Origin of the sequence: Pectinatus haikarae (genome assembly GCF_050916305.1) — a bacterium.
In the GTDB taxonomy this organism is placed as follows: domain Bacteria; phylum Bacillota; class Negativicutes; order Selenomonadales; family Selenomonadaceae; genus Pectinatus; species Pectinatus haikarae.
In genome coordinates, this window is record NZ_CP116940.1 from 182,095 (window position 1) to 199,805 (window position 17,711).

Consider the following 17,711-nt stretch of genomic DNA (forward strand, 5'->3'; position numbering starts at 1 on the left):
AATCTCCACGTTTTATATATATCGTCTTAACAAAATACCGATACGTCCTTTTTTTGTTTTTCCTTTTATTTGGAATACTTCAACCCTTCCTCGTCCGCGCATGGAAACAACATCCCCCTCTTTAACTGTCTGTGAAGGGTTTTTGACCGACTGCCAATTTAATTTAAGTTTGTCCGCCTCAATATCTGATGTCATCTTGCTGCGGGAGGTTCCATACCCGGCAGCAGCTATTGAATCAATGCGCAGAGAAGCTACCGTAGCTGATATTTCTTTGCTGCGTTCTTCCTTCGCCGCGATGGAAGATAAATCGTCATAAGTGCATGAAACTGCCGCCGAACCTATAGACACAAGATTAGTCATGATGAACTCGGCTATTTTGTCCAGGCAGATTATTTTCACACCCCCGCTGTTTATGACAAGATCGCCTATATTGCGCCGATCTATCCCCAGCCCCATCAACGCTCCCAACACATCGCGGTGCAGAAGATGATAATATTTATCGTTCCATGCCGCATTGATCAATTTAAGACTAAATAATGGATTTCCCATAAAATCATCATGAATGAAAGCAGCACACTGCCTTTCTGCTCCGATATACCCACCATCAAACTCGACACGTATTCCCCCGTAATTGGCGGTAATAGTTTCGGCTATTTCCTGCCCATAAGGATCGAGAAAATCGCTGGTACGAAATTTTCTTGTTTTGTTTACAGCTTCTATATTATCGATCAAACGGACAGCGATCTCCTCGCCCTCCGTACCTTTATAAAAACGAATAATCTTATCACGATCAGCCATACTATTTTTTCCCCATTGCCTTAGATTTTTCCACAGCTGCTGTTATGGCGTCTATCATAGCGCCACGAACACCGCGCTGCTCCATGATATGAACTCCCTCGATAGTAGTTCCTCCCGGCGATGTTACCTGATCACGCAGCTGAGCAGGATGCATACCCGTTTCAAGAACCATTTTTGCAGAACCGAAAACCGTCTGTGCTGCCAGTTTAACGGCGGTATCTCGTTTCAAGCCTGCCCTTACGCCGGCATCGGACATAGCATCGATCAATATAAAAATAAAAGCCGGTCCGCTGCCTGATAGTCCTGAAACAGCATCCATTAATTTCTCTTCAACTATTACAGCCTGCCCTGCCGAAGAAAAAATTCTTTCAGCAATATTGGCATCCGCTTTTTTTGTCTTACTGCCCGTGGCTATCGCTGACATTCCCGCACTCACCGCCATAGGAGTATTAGGCATAACACGGATAACCGGATTATCAGGAAAACTTTTTTCTAAATCAGCAAGCGCCAATCCCGCTATAATAGATATAATAATTGCTCCGGCATCAACACTGTCTTTTATTTCATCGACAGCCTTAAACGCTGTCTGCGGTTTTATAGCTAAGATCACTACATCAGCAGTTTTTATAAAAGACTGCGCCCCTACTATTGCATTTATACTATATTTTTCTTTCAGATAATTACAACGGTCTTCTTTATGATCGGAAACATAAATATCCTGCGGCTTAATCCACGGTTGAGAAGATATGCCGCAGACTATAGCTTCTGTCATTGCCCCGCCGCCTATAAATCCTATTTTCATAAAATCACCCCAAATATATCGTTATTTATTCCCAAGGAAGTTTATCATCACGTGGTGGAACGGGTTTTGATGCTGCTGCATCAGAAAAAGTAACATTCACGTTATTAGGTGCACATAAAAAAATATGCTGCCCTACCTTTTTTATGTCTCCAGCAAGAGCGTACGTAGCACCGCTTATAAAATCGATAATCCTTTTTGCCGTTTCGTCGTTTGTATTTTCGAAATTCAAAACAACAGGTTTGCGCGCTTTTATGTGTTCGGCAATTTGCTGAGCATCGTCAAAAGAAGCCGGTTCAATAATTATAACCTTCATTTGCCTGCCGGCTATACCGGAACTGTTTCCCGCTGAATTTGCGGCAACCGACTGAAAGTCAACCACATTGTCCTGGCTGACAGGACTATCCTCATATTCTTCATATTCATCCGACTCAGGATCCATTTGCCTGTTGCGTGAATCTCCACGGTTTTTATCTTTATCGTCAGTCAAACCCATTTTACTGCCAAACTTATCAAAAAAACTCATAATCGCTCCTCCTTAATATTGGCGCGGTCCGAATATGGCTGTACCAACACGTACAATATTGGCACCTTCTTCAATGGCAATTTTATAATCATGTGTCATTCCCATAGAAAGATATTTTATATCAGCATTCAAAAATTCCATTTTTTGCACTTTCCTAAACAATTTATACATAGAATTGAACATGGGCCGGACTTCTTCAAGATTTTCAACATTAGGCGCTATAAACATGAGTCCACGCAGTCTCAATTTTTCCAGAGAATCTATATCAAGCAGCAGTGCCGGCAGATCTTCCATATATACTCCGTTTTTACTCTGTTCTTTTACTAAATTCACCTGAACAAGTATATCCTGAACTTTATCTATCTTTGCCGCTTCTTTATTTATTGCCTCAGCAATTTTTATACTGTCCACTGACTCGATCAAATCAAATATTTTTACTGCCTGTTTCGCCTTATTGGTCTGCAAATGCCCGATCAAATGCCATTCCACCGTGTTGCCAAGCTGCTGATATTTCTCTGATGCCTCCTGAATACGGTTCTCACCTATAAAAGCTGTTCCTGCATCAATTGCTTCACGTATCTCTGAAACAGTGTGATTTTTTGTCACTGCGACAAGTTTTACCTTTTCTGTCATATCCGACTGACGCTTTTCACTGGCTTCTTTAATAAAAGTCTCTACTGCTGCTATGTTTTCCCTTATCATTATAATATCTCCTCTGAAGATATATAGTACCTTCATTTCGTACAAATATTAATATATAAAATGCATATATATTCACAGATAAATAACATATCTGCCACTAAATGCCAACTGAAATAAATTCCTCTTAAAAACAGTAATTTCCTGCTGCCGCTAAATTTTTTTACAGATACTGCACCGGTTATTTCAGACAAATGACAGCGGCATGCCTTCCCGTTTTTCCTTTTTCTGCCCTATATGAGTAAAATTCATCAACATTGCAGCTGGTGCAGCAATGTTCAGATGAAATATTTTCAGAACTAATCCCTTCCTGCACAAGCAGCGCACTGTTCGCCTCATAAAGAGAAAGATGATATTTACCTTCATCACGAAAAAGTATGCGTGAAAAAGCAGTTGATGGTAAATGCATAGATGTGAAAATATCATTGAATTTTTCGGCTACTTCATCACCTATTTCATAACAGCAGCCGCCGATGCAAGGTCCGATCGCCGCAATACAATCACTCGGTTTCGTACCGTATGCGTCATGCATTGCACGCAATGTTTTTGCGGCTATATTGCCCAGCGTTCCCCGCCAGCCTGCATGAGATAATCCGATGGCATCATTCCTGGGATCATATATAAACACCGGTGTGCAATCAGCAAAAAAGAGCATGAGGGCTATATTTTTTTTATTTGTGATCAAACCATCGGTATTCTCTATAATATCCTCAAGAGTGAGCGTCCCGCGCCCCATATCTTTTTCATCGACAATGCGGACATTTGTGCCGTGCACTTGCTCGCAGCAAACTGTACGCGATAACTTAATACCGAGTTCCCCGCAAAATCTTTTTCTGTTCTCGATTACTCTAGCCGTTTCATCACCCACATGCAGCCCCAAATTTAAAGATTGATAACAGCCTTCACTGACACCGCCGCCTCTTTGTGATATGCCATGAATAATTTTATTTTCATACCTACTCAAAACAGATAATTTATAAAACGGTCGAACTGTCTTCATTGTATTATCTCCTTTAACAAACGCCGCATCGCTTGCAGCCGTCAAAGCACTTTACAGTAAATTTTTGTTTTTTTGCCATTTCCAGTTCGTGGATAAAATAATCATTTTTTACCCCCATCTCCAGTATGTTCCATGGTAAAAGTTCATCAATATTTCTTTCACGGTAAAGATAAAAGGAGTCGCTGATTTTATGGGTTTTCATAACTCGCCGAAAGGCCTTACTGCCTCCCAGCATGTGCGCCTCATAAAGAATCTGCGACAGCTTTCTGTCTCCGCGCGCCAATATCCCCTGTAAATATGCCTCTTTAGGTGATTCGGTCAAGACTTCAATATTCTTTTCTTTCTTTAAAGAAGCCCTTATATATTTCATTACCGCGGAAACTTTTTGCATATCGGCCATAGCCATCCATTGAAATGGCGTAAACGGTTTAGGAACAAATGGGTTTACGCTCAATGTCAACTTACCGCGGGCCTTGTTCTTATCCATATACCCGCGCAGATCAAACGCCATTTTTATTATGGCTTCTATATCTTCATCAGTTTCTTCCGGCAGACCGACCATAATATAAAGGCGGAAATTCTGAATACCTGCCTTTATTCCCATATCTATTGATTTATACAGGTGAGCATCTTCAATTCCTTTATTGATAATGCGGCGCAGTTTTACACTGCCCGCTTCCGGGGCAAGTGTAAGCGTTTTTTGCCCGCTTGCAGCCAAAGAATCAACCAGCAGCTGCGTGACAGAGTCTGCCCGAAACGAAGCCACAGACATCGGATGGTTACGCTCATTTATGAAACGGCATATCTCATCGATTTGCGGATGATCGGATACAGCCGCTCCCATCAATCCTATTTTTTCCTTTGCCGGAACATTGCTTATCATCTGCATGATGGATTCTATACTTCTGTTGCGCGGGACACGAAAACAATAGCCTGCCATACAGAAACGGCAATGGCGTCCGCAGCCGCGAGCTGTTTCAATCAAGTAAAAATTAAATTCTGTGTTATTGCTTTTGATTACTGTATGTGCCGGATAATCATCTATATTTTTTACCCACTGCCGTAATATATTTGCCGGTACATTTTTATCCGGATAAATGTACCGCAGCACGCCGCTTTCATCATAGTCATGTTTGTAAAAGGCAGGAACATATACACCAGGAATATTAGCCAGACAAAGCAATGCTTTCTGGCGTGACTCCCCTTTCCTGCGTGTGCTGAGATATACATCAAGAAAATGATTTATTGTTTCTTCGCCCTCACCGATAATAAAAGCATCAATGAAAAGATACAACGGTTCGGGATTAAACGTAGCACATGGTCCTCCGGCGATTACCAAGGGATCATTTTCACCGCGTTCTGAGGCCAGCAATTTTACTTTGCCGCGTGACAGCATGGACAATATATTAAAATAATCCAACTCAAAAGACACGGCAAAACCTATAATGGCAAATTCATAAAGAGGATTTTGCGACTCAAGACTCAAGAGTGGAGTATTGCTTTGTTCGTATTGCTTTTGCAGATTGCCGTCCGGAAGAAAAAAACGTTCGGCCGCGCTGTCGGTACGAGAATTTATTTGATGATAAATTATATGCAGCCCAAGATTGGACATACCGACATTATAGTGGTTGGGATAGCAAAGTGCAAAACGTGTACGGATACCGGCAGGATATAAACTATATCCTTCTTCGGCAGCCAAAATTTCCTGTAAATGATTTTTAATTTTCCATGACAAAATTTGTACCTCCAAAAGTTAGTGCAATGCTTCATCAGATCAACAGCTGTAAAAAAAAAGCCGTTGGCAAAACCACAATACTGGCAGCATAATATTTATTATGGCAACCAAAAGCAGTTTTGGCAACAGTCTTTTTATTTTTTATTCTCTTTCGTTGATCTCAATTCTGCCAGTTCCTGAGCAAAATTATCAATATCTGTGAATTTGCGGTAAACAGAAGCAAAACGTATATAAGCTACTTCATCAAAATGTTTTAATCTCTCCATAATAAGTTCACCGATTTTTTTGCTGGGAATTTCAGATGCCATCATATTATGCAAATCCTTTTCGATATCGTCTGCAAAATGAATGATATCCTCGATAGGAATGTCCCGCTTATAACATGAGCGAATAATACCGTTCAAAAGTTTATTGCGATCAAAAACAGCACGACGTCCATCATTTTTTATGACTATAAGCGGTATTGTTTCTACTGTTTCATAAGTCGTAAACCGTTTGCCACAGGCAGAGCATTCTCTGCGGCGTCTTGTTGAATTTCCGTCATCTGCAGACCGTGAATCAATGACGCGGCTGTCAACTGTGCCGCAAAATGGACATTTCATCTATGCACCTGCTTTATTTTTTTACATCTTCTATTTTATCCTTGGTAAACTTTTTGGTAACCACTGCACCGTCAGCGCCTAAACTGCCAGCATCCTTACCGTTGATCATAATTTTTACCGCTCCCGCATTACCCAAAATCACTTGAATTTCCTGTTTTCCGTCCCATTTAAAAGTGCTGCCCTGATCAACAGTTTTTTCAAGAACTGTTTTTCCATCTACTTTTACTTCCACCCAGCATTTATTATTAAAAACAGCTTCCATATGAACGCCATCATATTCAACAGGTACCGGTGTTTTCTCCACAGGCTCTGCTGCCGGCTGGACAGCCTTTGTATCGGCCGCAGGCACAACAGGACCCACTGATGCTCCTGACGACGTCAAAAGGGGCATGACAAAATAAGCTGCGCAGCCAATCACTACTATAGCTATTATTAAACCAAAGACAATATTGGCAGAACTTCTTTTTTTCCGACGTTCTTCCACACGCTGCCGAAAGCCAGACTCGGATTTATCAACCTTAGTCAGGGAAGAATGCTGCTGATCAGATGCGGCGGATTCATCAGCAGTCTGTGGATTATGCTGCCTTAGATAACTATCGTCTTCTGGTGCAGCGATTCCATTTTCTTCATAATACTTTTTTAAAATCTCATTATAATCAATATCTAAAAATTTTGCATATGTCTTAATAAAACCCTTAAGATATACCTCACCGCGTATTACCTTATAGTCACCTTTTTCTATGGCTTCCAAATATAAAATACGGATATTTGTCTCATTCTCGACATCCTTTAAAGTAATCTGCCGTTTTTCCCGTTCCTGTCGGAAAATATCGCCGATCATAGCATTTTTCTCCCTTCGTCAAAGGACTTTGCCTTACATTATAACGTATATAAGTTTATTTGACAAATACTCTGCTATTTGCCTATCAATTTCTATTTATTGAACAGCAGATCCTTCTAAGTAAGATACAAATGCTCCTTGCGTATATATTGTTCGACGGCTTCCGGTAATATGTATTTTATAGAATAACCCTTTTTCAAACGATTTCGTATATCTGTTGAAGATATTTCTAGTTCCGGTGTAGCCAGGCGATGAATACGCTTTTCTCCCAACACTCCAAAATGTTTTTTTATAGCATTGACATCAGGTATACATCCCTGGCGCGTCGCCGCAATGAACTGACAGATACTCAAAAGCTCTTCTATTCTATCCCATGTCGGAAGTTCCTGAACAGCATCAGCCCCGGTTATAAAATAGATTTCTGTATCTTTTCCGTAAGCCCTTATGAGTTCGTATACAGTATCTATCGTGTAAGAAGGACCTGTACGGCGCATTTCAATATTAGATACCTGAAAACATGGATTTGAACATGTAGCCAACAGTGTCATATTGAAACGGTGAATAGCAGGCGTGATTGTCAGCCCAGATTTATGCGGCGGATTCGCAGCCGGAATGAAAATAACCTGTTCCATTTTATATTCATCACGCACTGCCTCAGCTGTCATCAGATGACCGTAATGGATAGGATCAAAAGTTCCGCCCATTATCCCAATCTTTCTCATTGGTACTCTCCTGATAAATATTTTATTAATAAATACATAACAAGCATGATCATAAGCATAATAAACAGCGCTCTTAAATAATCAAGAAAATCATGCCTGCCTTTTGCAGTGTGCAAATACTGCTTTAATGTTCTCAGATATCCTCTAAATCGATGCATCAACGTATCTGTCCGCTTCCATTGATCAAATATTTCATAGTAGTCAACGCATTCAAGCCCATCGGTCCTCTTGCATGAAGTTTTTGTGTGCTGATACCTATTTCAGCGCCAAAGCCAAACTCAAAACCGTCCGTAAAGCGTGTAGATGCATTCACATATACAGCAGCCGCATCTATTTTATTTTGAAAGAACTGAGCACTGGCATAGTCGTTTGTCACGATCACTTCCGAATGTTTCGTTCCATATGTGTTAATATGGCTGACAGCCGCATTTATATCATCAACTAACTTTATAGAGAGAATAAGATCATGATATTCAGTTGCCCAGTCTTCTTCTCCAGCAGGTGCCATATCCGGGCAAAAAGCTCTGGTACGTTCGCAGCCGCGCATTTCCACATTATATTTAGAAAGTTTATCAGCTATTAGCGGAAGAAAGTCCTTGGCTATATCCCGGTGTACCAAAAGAGTCTCTATCGTATTGCAGACAGCAGGCCTTGATGTTTTTGCATTTATTACTATATTGGCAGCCATATCCTTATCAGCGCTTTTATCAATAAAAGCATGACAAATACCCGCTCCCGTTTCTATAACCGGAACAGTACTGTTATCAACAACATATTTTATCAAATTGCTGCCTCCACGCGGAATAATAACGTCTATATACTTGCGCAGATGAAGCATTTCGGTAACCAGACTGCGGTCTGTTGGATCAATAAATTGAATTGATCCTTCTGGCACTCCGGCACTGTACGCCGCCGCAGCCAGCATTGAACTTATTATCTTATTAGTATTCACCGCTTCTGAACCGCCGCGTAAAAGAACTGCATTTCCTGATTTTATGCACAAACCGACAACATCAGCTGTGACATTGGGACGAGCTTCATAGATTATACCGACAACACCTAATGGTACTCGCACAGCCCTTATATCAAGCCCATTTGGTCGTTTCACTTCCATCAGTCCACTGCCCACAGGATCTGGCAGAGCGGCTATTTTCCTGAGTCCATCTGCAATTTGATGTATGCGTTCTTCATTAAGCATCAATCTATCAAGCATAGCCGCACTAAGGTTCTTATTGCGGCTGTTGGTCAAATCAATCTGATTTTCAGCTAAAATGAGCCTTTGACGATGTTCTAAAGTATCCGCCATATCAGACAATGCTTTATTTTTTTCCAAGGTAGATAATCCTGCCAGCTCATTTACTGCAGCCTGAGCTGCTCCAGCCTGTTCATTCAGTAATAATGTATTTTCCACAAAGAAACCCCTTTCTTAAAGGCTATGAGAAAGCTTTACTTAAACCATAAGGACCATATTATCGCGATGTATTACCTCATCATACACTTTTCCATTCAAGAGTGATGCAAAATCTTTGGTATTATGACCTATTATTTTTCTCAGCGATTTCGTATCATAATTTATAATGCCACGAGCTATCTCACGTGCATCAGCTGACAGAACCCTGACCGTGCTTCCTTCAATAAAAAGCCCCTCAAAATCAGTTATACCTGCAGCCAGTATACTCGAACCGTGTTTTATAAGAGCTTCCTCACAGCCACGGTCAACCACTATGCTGCCTGCAATTCTTTTACCAAAAGCCAGCCAGCTTTTTCTTTGCTTCAAATGTGTTTCATGCGCAGGAAAAATAGTTCCTATATTTTCTCCGGCAAAAATATCCGTCAATACATTTTTCCTGCTGCCATTGGCAATGACCATAGTCACTCCGGAATTAACAGCTATTTTCGCTGCCTGAACCTTTGTGAACATGCCCCCTGTGCCTAATTTTGTGCCTGCACCACCGGCGGCATTCTCTATTTCCGGAGTTATCTCAGAAATTTCGTCTATAAGTTTTGCATCCGGGCATACCTGCGGATTATCGGTATAAAGTCCGTCTGTATCCGTCAGGAGCACCAATACATCAGCATCCACCAAGCTGGCAACTGTGGCAGATAAAGTATCATTATCGCCAATTTTAAGCTCATCCACCGCCACGACATCATTTTCGTTAATTATCGGAATAACCTGCATCTGCAGCAGTGCCAAAAGTGCATTGCGTGAATTTATATACTGTGAGTAGCGAACTGAATTCTCCTTTGTCAAAAGCACCTGAGCTACAGTCTGCCCATATTCACCAAACAATTTTTCATAGATATGCATAAGAATTCCCTGACCGATGGCGGCCAAGGCCTGCTTTTCCGGGATACTGTCGGGTTTTTCTCCCATTTTCATACGGCTGAGGCCGGCTCCCACAGCTCCTGACGTTACAAGTACTATTTCCCTGTTTTGATTAGAAAGATCTGACAATTGCCGTACCAGGCACTCGATACGGTGGATATTTAAACGTCCTCCCGCATGATTCAACGTGCTTGTACCGACTTTAACAACAATGCGTCCGGCCTCTTTTATTTCATCTCTGTCCTTCATTGAATTTACCCTCGTCTGTATTATTTAGGCAATTCTATTTTAGGTTTTTTAAAATTCTTGCGGAATAATAATCCGTTGCGACCTATCAGCTGAACCAGATCACAATCTGTTCTTTCTGCCAAAAGAGTTATCGCCTCTTCGGGAGACTGCATGCAATTTTGCAATACCCTGACCTTAATAAGTTCTCTTTTCGTTATTGCATCATCGGCACTTTTAACCAATGACGGCGTCACTGCTTCCTTGCCTATTTGAACAATAGGTTCAAGCGCTGTTCCTGCTGAACGTAAAAATCGTTTTTGTTTGCCTGTTAATGTATTTCGAATCAAATTTCATCCTCCAGATTTTCATTCTCTAAATTCAAATTCCATCGCACCAATGTGCACAGTATCGCCTTCCTTGATACCTTTGTCTTTCAGCTTTCCATCAATCTGCTTGAGCCGCCAAATATACTGAAAGCGGCGCAAAGCTTCGTCATTGGCAAAATTAGTCATGGCGACCAGCTTGTCTAATGCCTTCCCCGAAACAACAAAATCTCCTGTCATGTCTCTGGATATTTTAATTTCATCATTATCTTTTTCAGCATTGTATATCTTGATCTTTTCTTCAATTTCAGGAGGTGCTGTATAATTGAGCAGCATGGTATATACATGCTTCATTAAATCAGTTACCCCTTCTTTTGTTGCTGCTGATATTTTAAAGAAAGGAAGTCCTTCTTTTTTAGCCAACGCTTCTAGTCTGACTAAGTTCTCAGCAGCTTCAGGCAGATCTATCTTATTGGCAGCAATTACCTGCGGACTTTTTGTCAATTTATCAGCATATAATGCTAATTCCTTGTTTATTTTATAAAAGTCATCGACAGGATCTCTTCCCTCTATGCCGGATGCATCTATAACATGTATAAGAATCTTTGTCCGTTCAATATGCCGCAGAAAATCATGTCCGAGCCCGATCCCGTCTGCTGCACCTTCAATGAGTCCTGGAATATCGGCCATAACGAAATTCTGTTCAGGTCCCACACTGACCACGCCAAGAATAGGGGATAAAGTGGTAAAATGATATTCGGCTATGTCGGGACGTGCTGCTGACACAGACGCTATAAGACTGGATTTGCCAACACTGGGATACCCTATAAGTCCCACATCAGCCAGCACTTTCAATTCCAAAATCAACTTTTTATAAGCACCAGGTTCACCAAGTTCGGCAAAAGTAGGAGCGCGATTAGCACTATTGGAAAAACGTGCATTACCTCGGCCGCCTCGTCCGCCCTTGCAGATGACAACACTTTCATCTGCGTCCGTCAGATCAGCTAAAATATTACCGGTGTCTTCATCTTTAATGATTGTGCCTGCAGGAACCTTTATCATTAAATCAGGCGCATTTCTGCCAAATTGATTCTTTATATCTCCGTTACCGCCATTTTTCCCTAAAAATTTACGATTATAACGAAAATCCAGCAATGTATTCATGTTATTATCGACAATGAATATTATATCGGCGCCTTTTCCGCCGTCACCACCACTGGGTCCGCCTTTAGGCACAAATTTTTCCCGGCGAAAAGCCGATTTGCCATTTCCGCCGTCACCAGCCTTGACAGTTATTTTTGTTCTATCTATAAATTTCATCTTTTCTCCCGTTCTGAATATTTAAAAATAAAAATTTGTTATATCTCTCAAACAATATCAGAAAATCTTATATTTGTAAAGCTGCATGTTGTCAATATGGGATTTTTTCAACATAGGTATAATAAATAGTTTTCCATAATACAGAGAATATGATAAAATGTCTTATTGGCTTGTAAATCTATTTGTTGCGGGATAGCGTATATTACTGAGCCGTCTCTAAATAGGAGATTAACTGTAAAAAGGGGAATGGGCAATTGTTTACAACGGTTGATATTCTGGGTATAAAAGTGGCTTCAGTAACTATGTGTCAGGCAGTGGAAGCAGCAACACATTTTATTGAAGCGAAAAACAAATCAATGATCGCAACAGCTAATGCCGAAATGCTTATGCGTGCCACCAAAGATAATGAATTGGGAGAAATACTGAATAAAGTCAATCTGGTAGTTCCCGATGGCGCCGGCACAGTATGGGCATCTAATTACCTGGGAGTGCCTATGCCTGAACGCGTTGCCGGATTTGATCTGGTGCAAAAGCTATTGGCAGCAGCGCCGCAAAAAGGCTGGCGTATATTTTTTTTCGGTTCAGCTCCGGGTGTAGCGGAAAAAGCAAAATTAAAAGCAATGGCAGATTATCCCGGAATTCAGATAGCAGGAGTAAGAAACGGTTTTTTTACGCTTGCTGACGAAAAAAAAATAGTTGAAGAAATAAATATTGCGAAGCCAGATATCCTTCTTGCAGCGCTTGGTGTCCCCAAACAAGAAAAGTGGCTGTATACGCATTTACATGAATTGAACTGTTCTCTTGCTATCGGCGTCGGCGGCACACTTGATGTCATGGCCGGTGTCATGAAAAGAGCCCCTTTATGGATGCAGAAAGCAAAATTAGAATGGCTTTTCCGCGGGATGATGCAGCCAAGCAGAGCCGGTCGTCTGATGGCCCTGCCCCGCTTTATAAAAGCTGTATGGTCATGGAAAAAAAAGACTAATCAGTAGACAAAAAAAATGTATTATACTATAATTGATATGTTATAAGTGTGTGCAGTACACATATATTGAACTGATAATTCAGTTTTTAATTATAGAAGAGGTAATAAAAATGAATATTGTTAAAGAAGGTTACAAGTTCATTGGTTTTGCCGCGGCCTTAACTGTTGGTACAGGTGCTTTTATCGGGCCGTATGCAGCTGTTGCTCCAGGCGTTCTTGCAGGATTCTTTACATTTTTTTTCAGAAATCCAAAAAGAAATATACCAGATGATAAATCAGTGATCGTTTCGCCTGCCGACGGGAAAGTCATGAAAGTTGTTAAAATTGATCATGATGATTTTGTCAAGGGACCCGGAACCAAGGTAACGATTTTTTTGTCGGTTTTTAATGTTCACGTCAACCGCAGTCCCATAAAAGGCGAAATAAAGTTACAGCAATATACCTGCGGGCGTTTTCGTCCGGCATATAAAAATAGTGTTGGTTTTGAAAATGAACGCCACATGATTGGTATAGACAATGGCGAAATGAGAATCACAGTTACACAAATAGCAGGAATCTTAGCCCGACGCATCGTATCCTGGGTCACACTCAATGATACATTGACAAAGGGCGAGCTTTACGGTCTCATTAAATTCGGTTCATGTACTGAGGTCGTCATGCCTGACAACATAGCTGTGCTCGTCAAAAAAGGCGATAAAGTTGTCGGCGGAGAAACAATTATTGGGAGGATAAAAAAATAATGAGTAAAGCATGGATACCAAATGTCTGCACTTCGATGAATTTGGTATTTGGTATATTGTCCATATTTGTGATGCTTATGGGTGGAGTTAAGTTTGGTCCTTTGATTGATGCCCCTATATTTATATTACTGGCACTGCTTGCAGACGGACTGGACGGCCGTCTTGCCCGTTACTTCGGTACCACCGATGAACGGGGCAAGGAAATGGATTCTCTTTGCGATGTCGTTTCCTTCGGCGTTGCTCCCGGAATAATATCGGTTCTTTTCACCTTATCAATTATCAGCATGGCTGCCATGAAAACTGGCACCCCGCCTGACAGTTTGCGTTATTTTATGTATTTCAGTATTATCGCCGGTGTTATTTACGCTGTTTGCGGAATGTGGCGTCTGGCACGCTTTAATGTCAATGCCGGCACATTGCACGGCTACTTCATGGGGCTGCCCATTCCTGCCGGCGGCTGCATGATAGCAACAGCTGCCATGCTTATAGCCAATCTGCCTTTTATACCACCGATAATGATCGGGTATGTCGTACCTTTTGTAGTTATTTTTACAGGTTTTTTAATGGTAAGCAATATCCATTATCCTGATTTTAAAGGTACTGGCGAAAAAATAAATATAGCAGCATTGATTCTTTCCCTGCTGTTTGCTTTAGGTCTTATCTTCCTATGCCGAGCGGTATTTCCGTTTGCAGTTTTATTCGCTATTTTTTCTACATATGCTGTTTTTGGTATATTAAATACTATTTGCAACAAAATCGCTTAATGCATTCATGGTTTGTGCGGGCAGAGTATGCCTGAAGATATACAGCCAAAGGGGAACTAATTCTAATGACATATGCTCTCGATTATATTATGCTGCCGATACAGGGGATAATATTTTTATTTACAGTATATTATTTTTGTATCGGTGTCTGTGGACTATGGAGGCGCAAGGAGGTCAAAATTCTTGTACCTGAAAAGTCGTTTGCAGTAATCATTGCCGCGCATAACGAAAAAGCTGTCATCGGTCAATTAATAGATAATCTCGGACAGCTTGATTATCCCAAAAACCTATACGATATTTTTGTTATAGCTGACAATTGCAGTGACAATACTGCACAAATTGCTTCAGTCCACGGCGCCATCGTTCATGAAAGAACTGATAAAGAAAAACATGGCAAAGGCTTTGCCATGGAATGGATGTTCAGTCGTCTTTTCAAAATGCAGCGGCAATATGATGCTGTGGCAATTTTTGATGCGGATAATCTTGTCGATAAACGCTTTCTATTAGAAATGAACAATCGTCTCTGCAAGGGTGATAAACTCATTCAAGGTTACCTTGATGCAAAAAATCCTTACGATACATGGATTTCCGGAACTTTTGCCATTTCATTTTGGGTAATTGATCATATATGGCATCTGGCAAAAACCAACATAGGTTTGTCTTCCGTTCTTGGTGGTACTGGCATGTGCATAACAACAGATGTATTGCATAAATATGGCTGGGGCGCCACATGTCTGACAGAAGATATGGAATTTACGATGAAAGCTTTAACTGAAGGAATAAAAACCACATGGGCCCACGATGCCATAGTTTATGATGAAAAACCGCTTACATTTATGCAGTCATGGCGTCAGCGAAAACGTTGGGCACAAGGGCAATTTGATGTTGCTCACCGTTTTATACCCAAAATGATCAAGGCCGGTATAAAAAAACATGATATCCGCATATTGGATGGCTGCATGCATTTATTGCAACCTCATATTCTGATGATATCCACGATTTTCGTTATCATGAGTTATATTCAAATGGGTTTCGGCATAAGCTTATTTACCAATATATATCAATTTCTTCCTTCATCATTGCTTACAGTGATTACGTTAGGGCAATATGTTTTACCTGTTATTATACTGCTAAAAATACGTGTTAGATTAAAAGCATGGTTTTATCTTATCTTATATCCTATTTTTATATACAGCTGGATTCCTATAGTATTTTTGGGATTTCTGCATCGCAATGAACACGAATGGAGTCATACCCAACATACACGTGCCGTTTCATATGATGACATTGTTCGTTAAAAATCTATGCTGCACATAATAAATATATCATAACGATAGGATTACTGCCACAAAATAAAAGGCTATTGCAAGTAGTTAGTGCTGCTATGCGATAGCTTTTTATTATTCGATATTTTTTATAAAAATATTATATTACGTTCCAATAAATTTACAATAATTTTTGAATAATATACAATTTGAGGAATATACAAATGGACAACAACAAAGAACGGCTCAGTATAAATATTGCAAAATTATATTATGAGTCAGATTACAGCCAACAGCAAATTGCTGAAAAACTAAATATATCCAGACCAACTGTTTCACGATTGCTGCAATATGCAAAAGATCAAAAATTTGTCCGGATAAATATAGTAGATCCTATTGAAGACAATAGCAGCTTAGAACAGATGTTAATCAGCAAGTATAATTTAGATGACGTGAAAATCGCTTATACGCCACTTGATACACGAGATGAAATAACAAAAAGCATAAGTGCAAAGGCAGCAGAATATCTATATGCAGTGACTAAAGACGGTGATATTATAGGTGTAAGTTGGGGGCTTACTATTTATAATGTGGCTTTGAAATTACGATCAAAGTCACTAAAAGGTGTACAAATTGTCCAATTAAAAGGTGGCGTCAGTCATTCGCAAAGTAATACCTATGCCTATGAAGTTGTTGAATTATTTTCTGAATCATTCAACACGGTCGGCCGGTATTTACCATTACCGCTAATGTTCGACAGTGTACAGATGAAAAAATTAGTAGAAAATGATCGTCATATAAAAAGGATATTGGAACTTGGTCGCCAGGCAAACATAGCGGTATTTACAGTAGGGACTGTAAAAGATGATGCTCTGCTTTTTAGATTAGGTTACATTGATGAAAAGGATAAGCGTATATTAAAGGAAGATGCTGTCGGTGATATATGTTCACGTTTTTTTAACGCAGAAGGTGAATTATGTAATAAAGAACTTGACAACAGAACAGTCGGGATAAATTTGGAAGAGTTAAAGAATAAGGAAAAACGAATTCTTGTTGCAGGCAGCCAAAGAAAAATTTCTGCTATAAAAGCGGCTTTGGCAGGCGGTTTTGCCAACATATTGGTAACAGATCAATATACAGCACATGCGTTAATAAAATAATAGATAAAGATAAAAAGACATAGTTCTAATAGGTTATATCTAAAAATTTAACTTATTGGAATTATGTCTTTTTCATTTGATTATTCATTATTAAACAATTGTTCATAATAACAAAGGATATTTTTCAATGTAAACTAAATAATGAAATTAATTTCATTATTTAGTTTACATAAGTTCGAAAATATGTTAAGATAAATTTTGTAATAAATATCAACGCTAACGGAGGTAGACTATGGATTATGCAAAATTGATAGACCACACATTATTAAAAACAGATGCCGTAAAAAAGGATCTGGAAAAACTTTTAATAGAGGCAAAAAAATACAATTTTGCCTCTGTATGTATCAGTCCTATATGGGTATCAGATGCGTATGAACAGCTAAAAAATACAAATATTGCTGTTTGCACAGTAATTGGTTTTCCGCAGGGAGCCACTCCCACATCTGTAAAAGTTTTTGAAACAGAACAGGCCATCAAAGATGGTGCTTCAGAGATTGATATGGTGATAGCCATAGGCAAATTGAAAGACTGTGATGACAAATATGTCAAAAATGACATCTCTGCAGTTGTTAAAGCAACAAAAGGTAAAGCAATCGTAAAAGTTATTATAGAAGCCTGCCTGCTGTCAGATAGTGAAAAAGTACGTGCATGCAATCTGGCTGTTGAAGCGGGTGCAAGTTTCGTAAAAACATCAACAGGTTTTTCCATAGGCGGAGCAACAGAAAAAGACGTTGCCCTAATGAAAAAGACTGTTAATGGCAAAGCCAAAGTAAAGGCTGCCGGTGGTATTCGCAGCAGACAGGATGCAGATATAATGATAGCTGCCGGTGCAGAAAGAATTGGTACAAGCCACGGCGTGGAAATTGTGAATTAAT

At 40.0% G+C, this 17,711-nt stretch carries 19 protein-coding genes; 6 read left to right on the forward strand and 13 right to left on the reverse strand.

Translation table 11 applies throughout. The annotated features are described in order from the left end of the window. Positions 1–12 precede the first annotated feature (12 nt). The 13 genes from NXG61_RS00915 to obgE all read right to left on the reverse strand — a co-directional run bounded on the left by NXG61_RS00915 (position 13) and on the right by obgE (position 11,922). Positions 13–798: an RNA-binding protein gene (locus tag NXG61_RS00915; RefSeq protein ID WP_196603280.1), complete on the reverse strand. Its 786-nt coding sequence runs from the start codon at positions 796–798 to the stop codon at positions 13–15. A 1-nt stretch (position 799) separates the two neighbouring features. Next, a complete protein-coding gene (gene proC / locus NXG61_RS00920; RefSeq protein WP_196603279.1) occupies positions 800–1,600 on the reverse strand; it encodes a pyrroline-5-carboxylate reductase in 801 nt (266 codons plus the stop codon). A gap of 25 nt (positions 1,601–1,625) precedes the next feature. Then, complete coding sequence (locus tag NXG61_RS00925) at positions 1,626–2,123, reverse strand: cell division protein SepF (RefSeq protein ID WP_196603278.1); 498 nt, start codon at positions 2,121–2,123, stop codon at positions 1,626–1,628. Between the two features lie 12 nt (positions 2,124–2,135). Then, positions 2,136–2,825: a YggS family pyridoxal phosphate-dependent enzyme gene (locus NXG61_RS00930; protein WP_196603277.1), complete on the reverse strand. Its 690-nt coding sequence runs from the start codon at positions 2,823–2,825 to the stop codon at positions 2,136–2,138. A 178-nt stretch (positions 2,826–3,003) separates the two neighbouring features. After that, positions 3,004–3,822: a peptidoglycan editing factor PgeF gene (gene pgeF, locus NXG61_RS00935; protein WP_196603276.1), complete on the reverse strand. Its 819-nt coding sequence runs from the start codon at positions 3,820–3,822 to the stop codon at positions 3,004–3,006. 13 nt (positions 3,823–3,835) lie between these two features. Then, complete coding sequence (locus NXG61_RS00940) at positions 3,836–5,557, reverse strand: TIGR03960 family B12-binding radical SAM protein (protein WP_307222985.1); 1,722 nt, start codon at positions 5,555–5,557, stop codon at positions 3,836–3,838. Between the two features lie 134 nt (positions 5,558–5,691). Beyond that, positions 5,692–6,159 carry a transcriptional regulator NrdR gene (nrdR, locus tag NXG61_RS00945; protein ID WP_196603274.1) on the reverse strand — a complete coding sequence of 156 codons (468 nt, stop codon included), beginning with the start codon at positions 6,157–6,159 and terminating at the stop codon, positions 5,692–5,694. Between the two features lie 13 nt (positions 6,160–6,172). Next, entirely contained in the window at positions 6,173–7,000 is an 828-nt protein-coding gene (locus NXG61_RS00950; RefSeq protein WP_196603273.1) for a helix-turn-helix domain-containing protein, read from the reverse strand. 116 nt (positions 7,001–7,116) lie between these two features. Next, positions 7,117–7,722, reverse strand: a complete 606-nt coding sequence (gene nadD, locus NXG61_RS00955; protein WP_196603272.1) for a nicotinate-nucleotide adenylyltransferase — start codon at positions 7,720–7,722, stop codon at positions 7,117–7,119. A 157-nt stretch (positions 7,723–7,879) separates the two neighbouring features. Then, complete coding sequence (locus NXG61_RS00960) at positions 7,880–9,133, reverse strand: glutamate-5-semialdehyde dehydrogenase (RefSeq protein WP_307222988.1); 1,254 nt, start codon at positions 9,131–9,133, stop codon at positions 7,880–7,882. A 39-nt stretch (positions 9,134–9,172) separates the two neighbouring features. Next, positions 9,173–10,300 carry a glutamate 5-kinase gene (proB, locus tag NXG61_RS00965; RefSeq protein WP_307222990.1) on the reverse strand — a complete coding sequence of 376 codons (1,128 nt, stop codon included), beginning with the start codon at positions 10,298–10,300 and terminating at the stop codon, positions 9,173–9,175. Positions 10,301–10,320: 20 nt separating this feature from the next. Next, on the reverse strand, positions 10,321–10,626 hold the full coding sequence (locus NXG61_RS00970) for a YhbY family RNA-binding protein (protein WP_196603269.1): 306 nt from the start codon (positions 10,624–10,626) through the stop codon (positions 10,321–10,323). A gap of 18 nt (positions 10,627–10,644) precedes the next feature. Then, the gene (obgE, locus tag NXG61_RS00975) at positions 10,645–11,922 is read right to left on the reverse strand and encodes a GTPase ObgE (RefSeq protein ID WP_307222992.1); all 1,278 of its coding nucleotides are present in this window, start codon (positions 11,920–11,922) and stop codon (positions 10,645–10,647) included. Positions 11,923–12,224: 302 nt separating this feature from the next. Between obgE and NXG61_RS00980 the strand changes: the two genes are divergently transcribed. The 6 genes from NXG61_RS00980 to deoC all read left to right on the forward strand — a co-directional run bounded on the left by NXG61_RS00980 (position 12,225) and on the right by deoC (position 17,710). Further along, positions 12,225–12,914, forward strand: coding sequence for a WecB/TagA/CpsF family glycosyltransferase (locus NXG61_RS00980; RefSeq protein ID WP_196603323.1), 690 nt, complete (start codon positions 12,225–12,227; stop codon positions 12,912–12,914). 103 nt (positions 12,915–13,017) lie between these two features. Beyond that, a complete protein-coding gene (locus NXG61_RS00985; RefSeq protein WP_196603267.1) occupies positions 13,018–13,647 on the forward strand; it encodes a phosphatidylserine decarboxylase family protein in 630 nt (209 codons plus the stop codon). Then, positions 13,644–14,411, forward strand: coding sequence for a CDP-alcohol phosphatidyltransferase family protein (locus NXG61_RS00990; RefSeq protein WP_196603322.1), 768 nt, complete (start codon positions 13,644–13,646; stop codon positions 14,409–14,411). Before NXG61_RS00985 ends, NXG61_RS00990 begins: the two co-directional genes overlap by 4 nt. A 65-nt stretch (positions 14,412–14,476) precedes the next feature. Next, the gene (locus NXG61_RS00995) at positions 14,477–15,709 is read left to right on the forward strand and encodes a glycosyltransferase family 2 protein (protein ID WP_307222996.1); all 1,233 of its coding nucleotides are present in this window, start codon (positions 14,477–14,479) and stop codon (positions 15,707–15,709) included. A 191-nt stretch (positions 15,710–15,900) separates the two neighbouring features. Then, positions 15,901–16,836 carry a sugar-binding transcriptional regulator gene (locus NXG61_RS01000; RefSeq protein WP_196603265.1) on the forward strand — a complete coding sequence of 312 codons (936 nt, stop codon included), beginning with the start codon at positions 15,901–15,903 and terminating at the stop codon, positions 16,834–16,836. A 232-nt stretch (positions 16,837–17,068) separates the two neighbouring features. Continuing rightward, complete coding sequence (gene deoC, locus NXG61_RS01005; protein ID WP_307222998.1) at positions 17,069–17,710, forward strand: deoxyribose-phosphate aldolase; 642 nt, start codon at positions 17,069–17,071, stop codon at positions 17,708–17,710. Position 17,711: the final 1 nt, after the last annotated feature.

Coding starts and splice junctions, on each gene's coding strand:
- NXG61_RS00995 (WP_307222996.1), top strand. CDS start 14,477: ATGACATATGCTCTCGATTATATTATGCTGCCGATACAGGGGATAATA.
- NXG61_RS00930 (WP_196603277.1), bottom strand. CDS start 2,825: ATGATAAGGGAAAACATAGCAGCAGTAGAGACTTTTATTAAAGAAGCC.
- proB (WP_307222990.1), bottom strand. CDS start 10,300: ATGAAGGACAGAGATGAAATAAAAGAGGCCGGACGCATTGTTGTTAAA.
- NXG61_RS00980 (WP_196603323.1), top strand. CDS start 12,225: ATGTGTCAGGCAGTGGAAGCAGCAACACATTTTATTGAAGCGAAAAAC.
- NXG61_RS01000 (WP_196603265.1), top strand. CDS start 15,901: ATGGACAACAACAAAGAACGGCTCAGTATAAATATTGCAAAATTATAT.
- obgE (WP_307222992.1), bottom strand. CDS start 11,922: ATGAAATTTATAGATAGAACAAAAATAACTGTCAAGGCTGGTGACGGC.
- NXG61_RS00915 (WP_196603280.1), bottom strand. CDS start 798: ATGGCTGATCGTGATAAGATTATTCGTTTTTATAAAGGTACGGAGGGC.
- NXG61_RS00925 (WP_196603278.1), bottom strand. CDS start 2,123: ATGAGTTTTTTTGATAAGTTTGGCAGTAAAATGGGTTTGACTGACGAT.
- NXG61_RS00950 (WP_196603273.1), bottom strand. CDS start 7,000: ATGATCGGCGATATTTTCCGACAGGAACGGGAAAAACGGCAGATTACT.
- pgeF (WP_196603276.1), bottom strand. CDS start 3,822: ATGAAGACAGTTCGACCGTTTTATAAATTATCTGTTTTGAGTAGGTAT.
- nrdR (WP_196603274.1), bottom strand. CDS start 6,159: ATGAAATGTCCATTTTGCGGCACAGTTGACAGCCGCGTCATTGATTCA.
- deoC (WP_307222998.1), top strand. CDS start 17,069: ATGGATTATGCAAAATTGATAGACCACACATTATTAAAAACAGATGCC.
- NXG61_RS00985 (WP_196603267.1), top strand. CDS start 13,018: ATGAATATTGTTAAAGAAGGTTACAAGTTCATTGGTTTTGCCGCGGCC.
- nadD (WP_196603272.1), bottom strand. CDS start 7,722: ATGAGAAAGATTGGGATAATGGGCGGAACTTTTGATCCTATCCATTAC.
- proC (WP_196603279.1), bottom strand. CDS start 1,600: ATGAAAATAGGATTTATAGGCGGCGGGGCAATGACAGAAGCTATAGTC.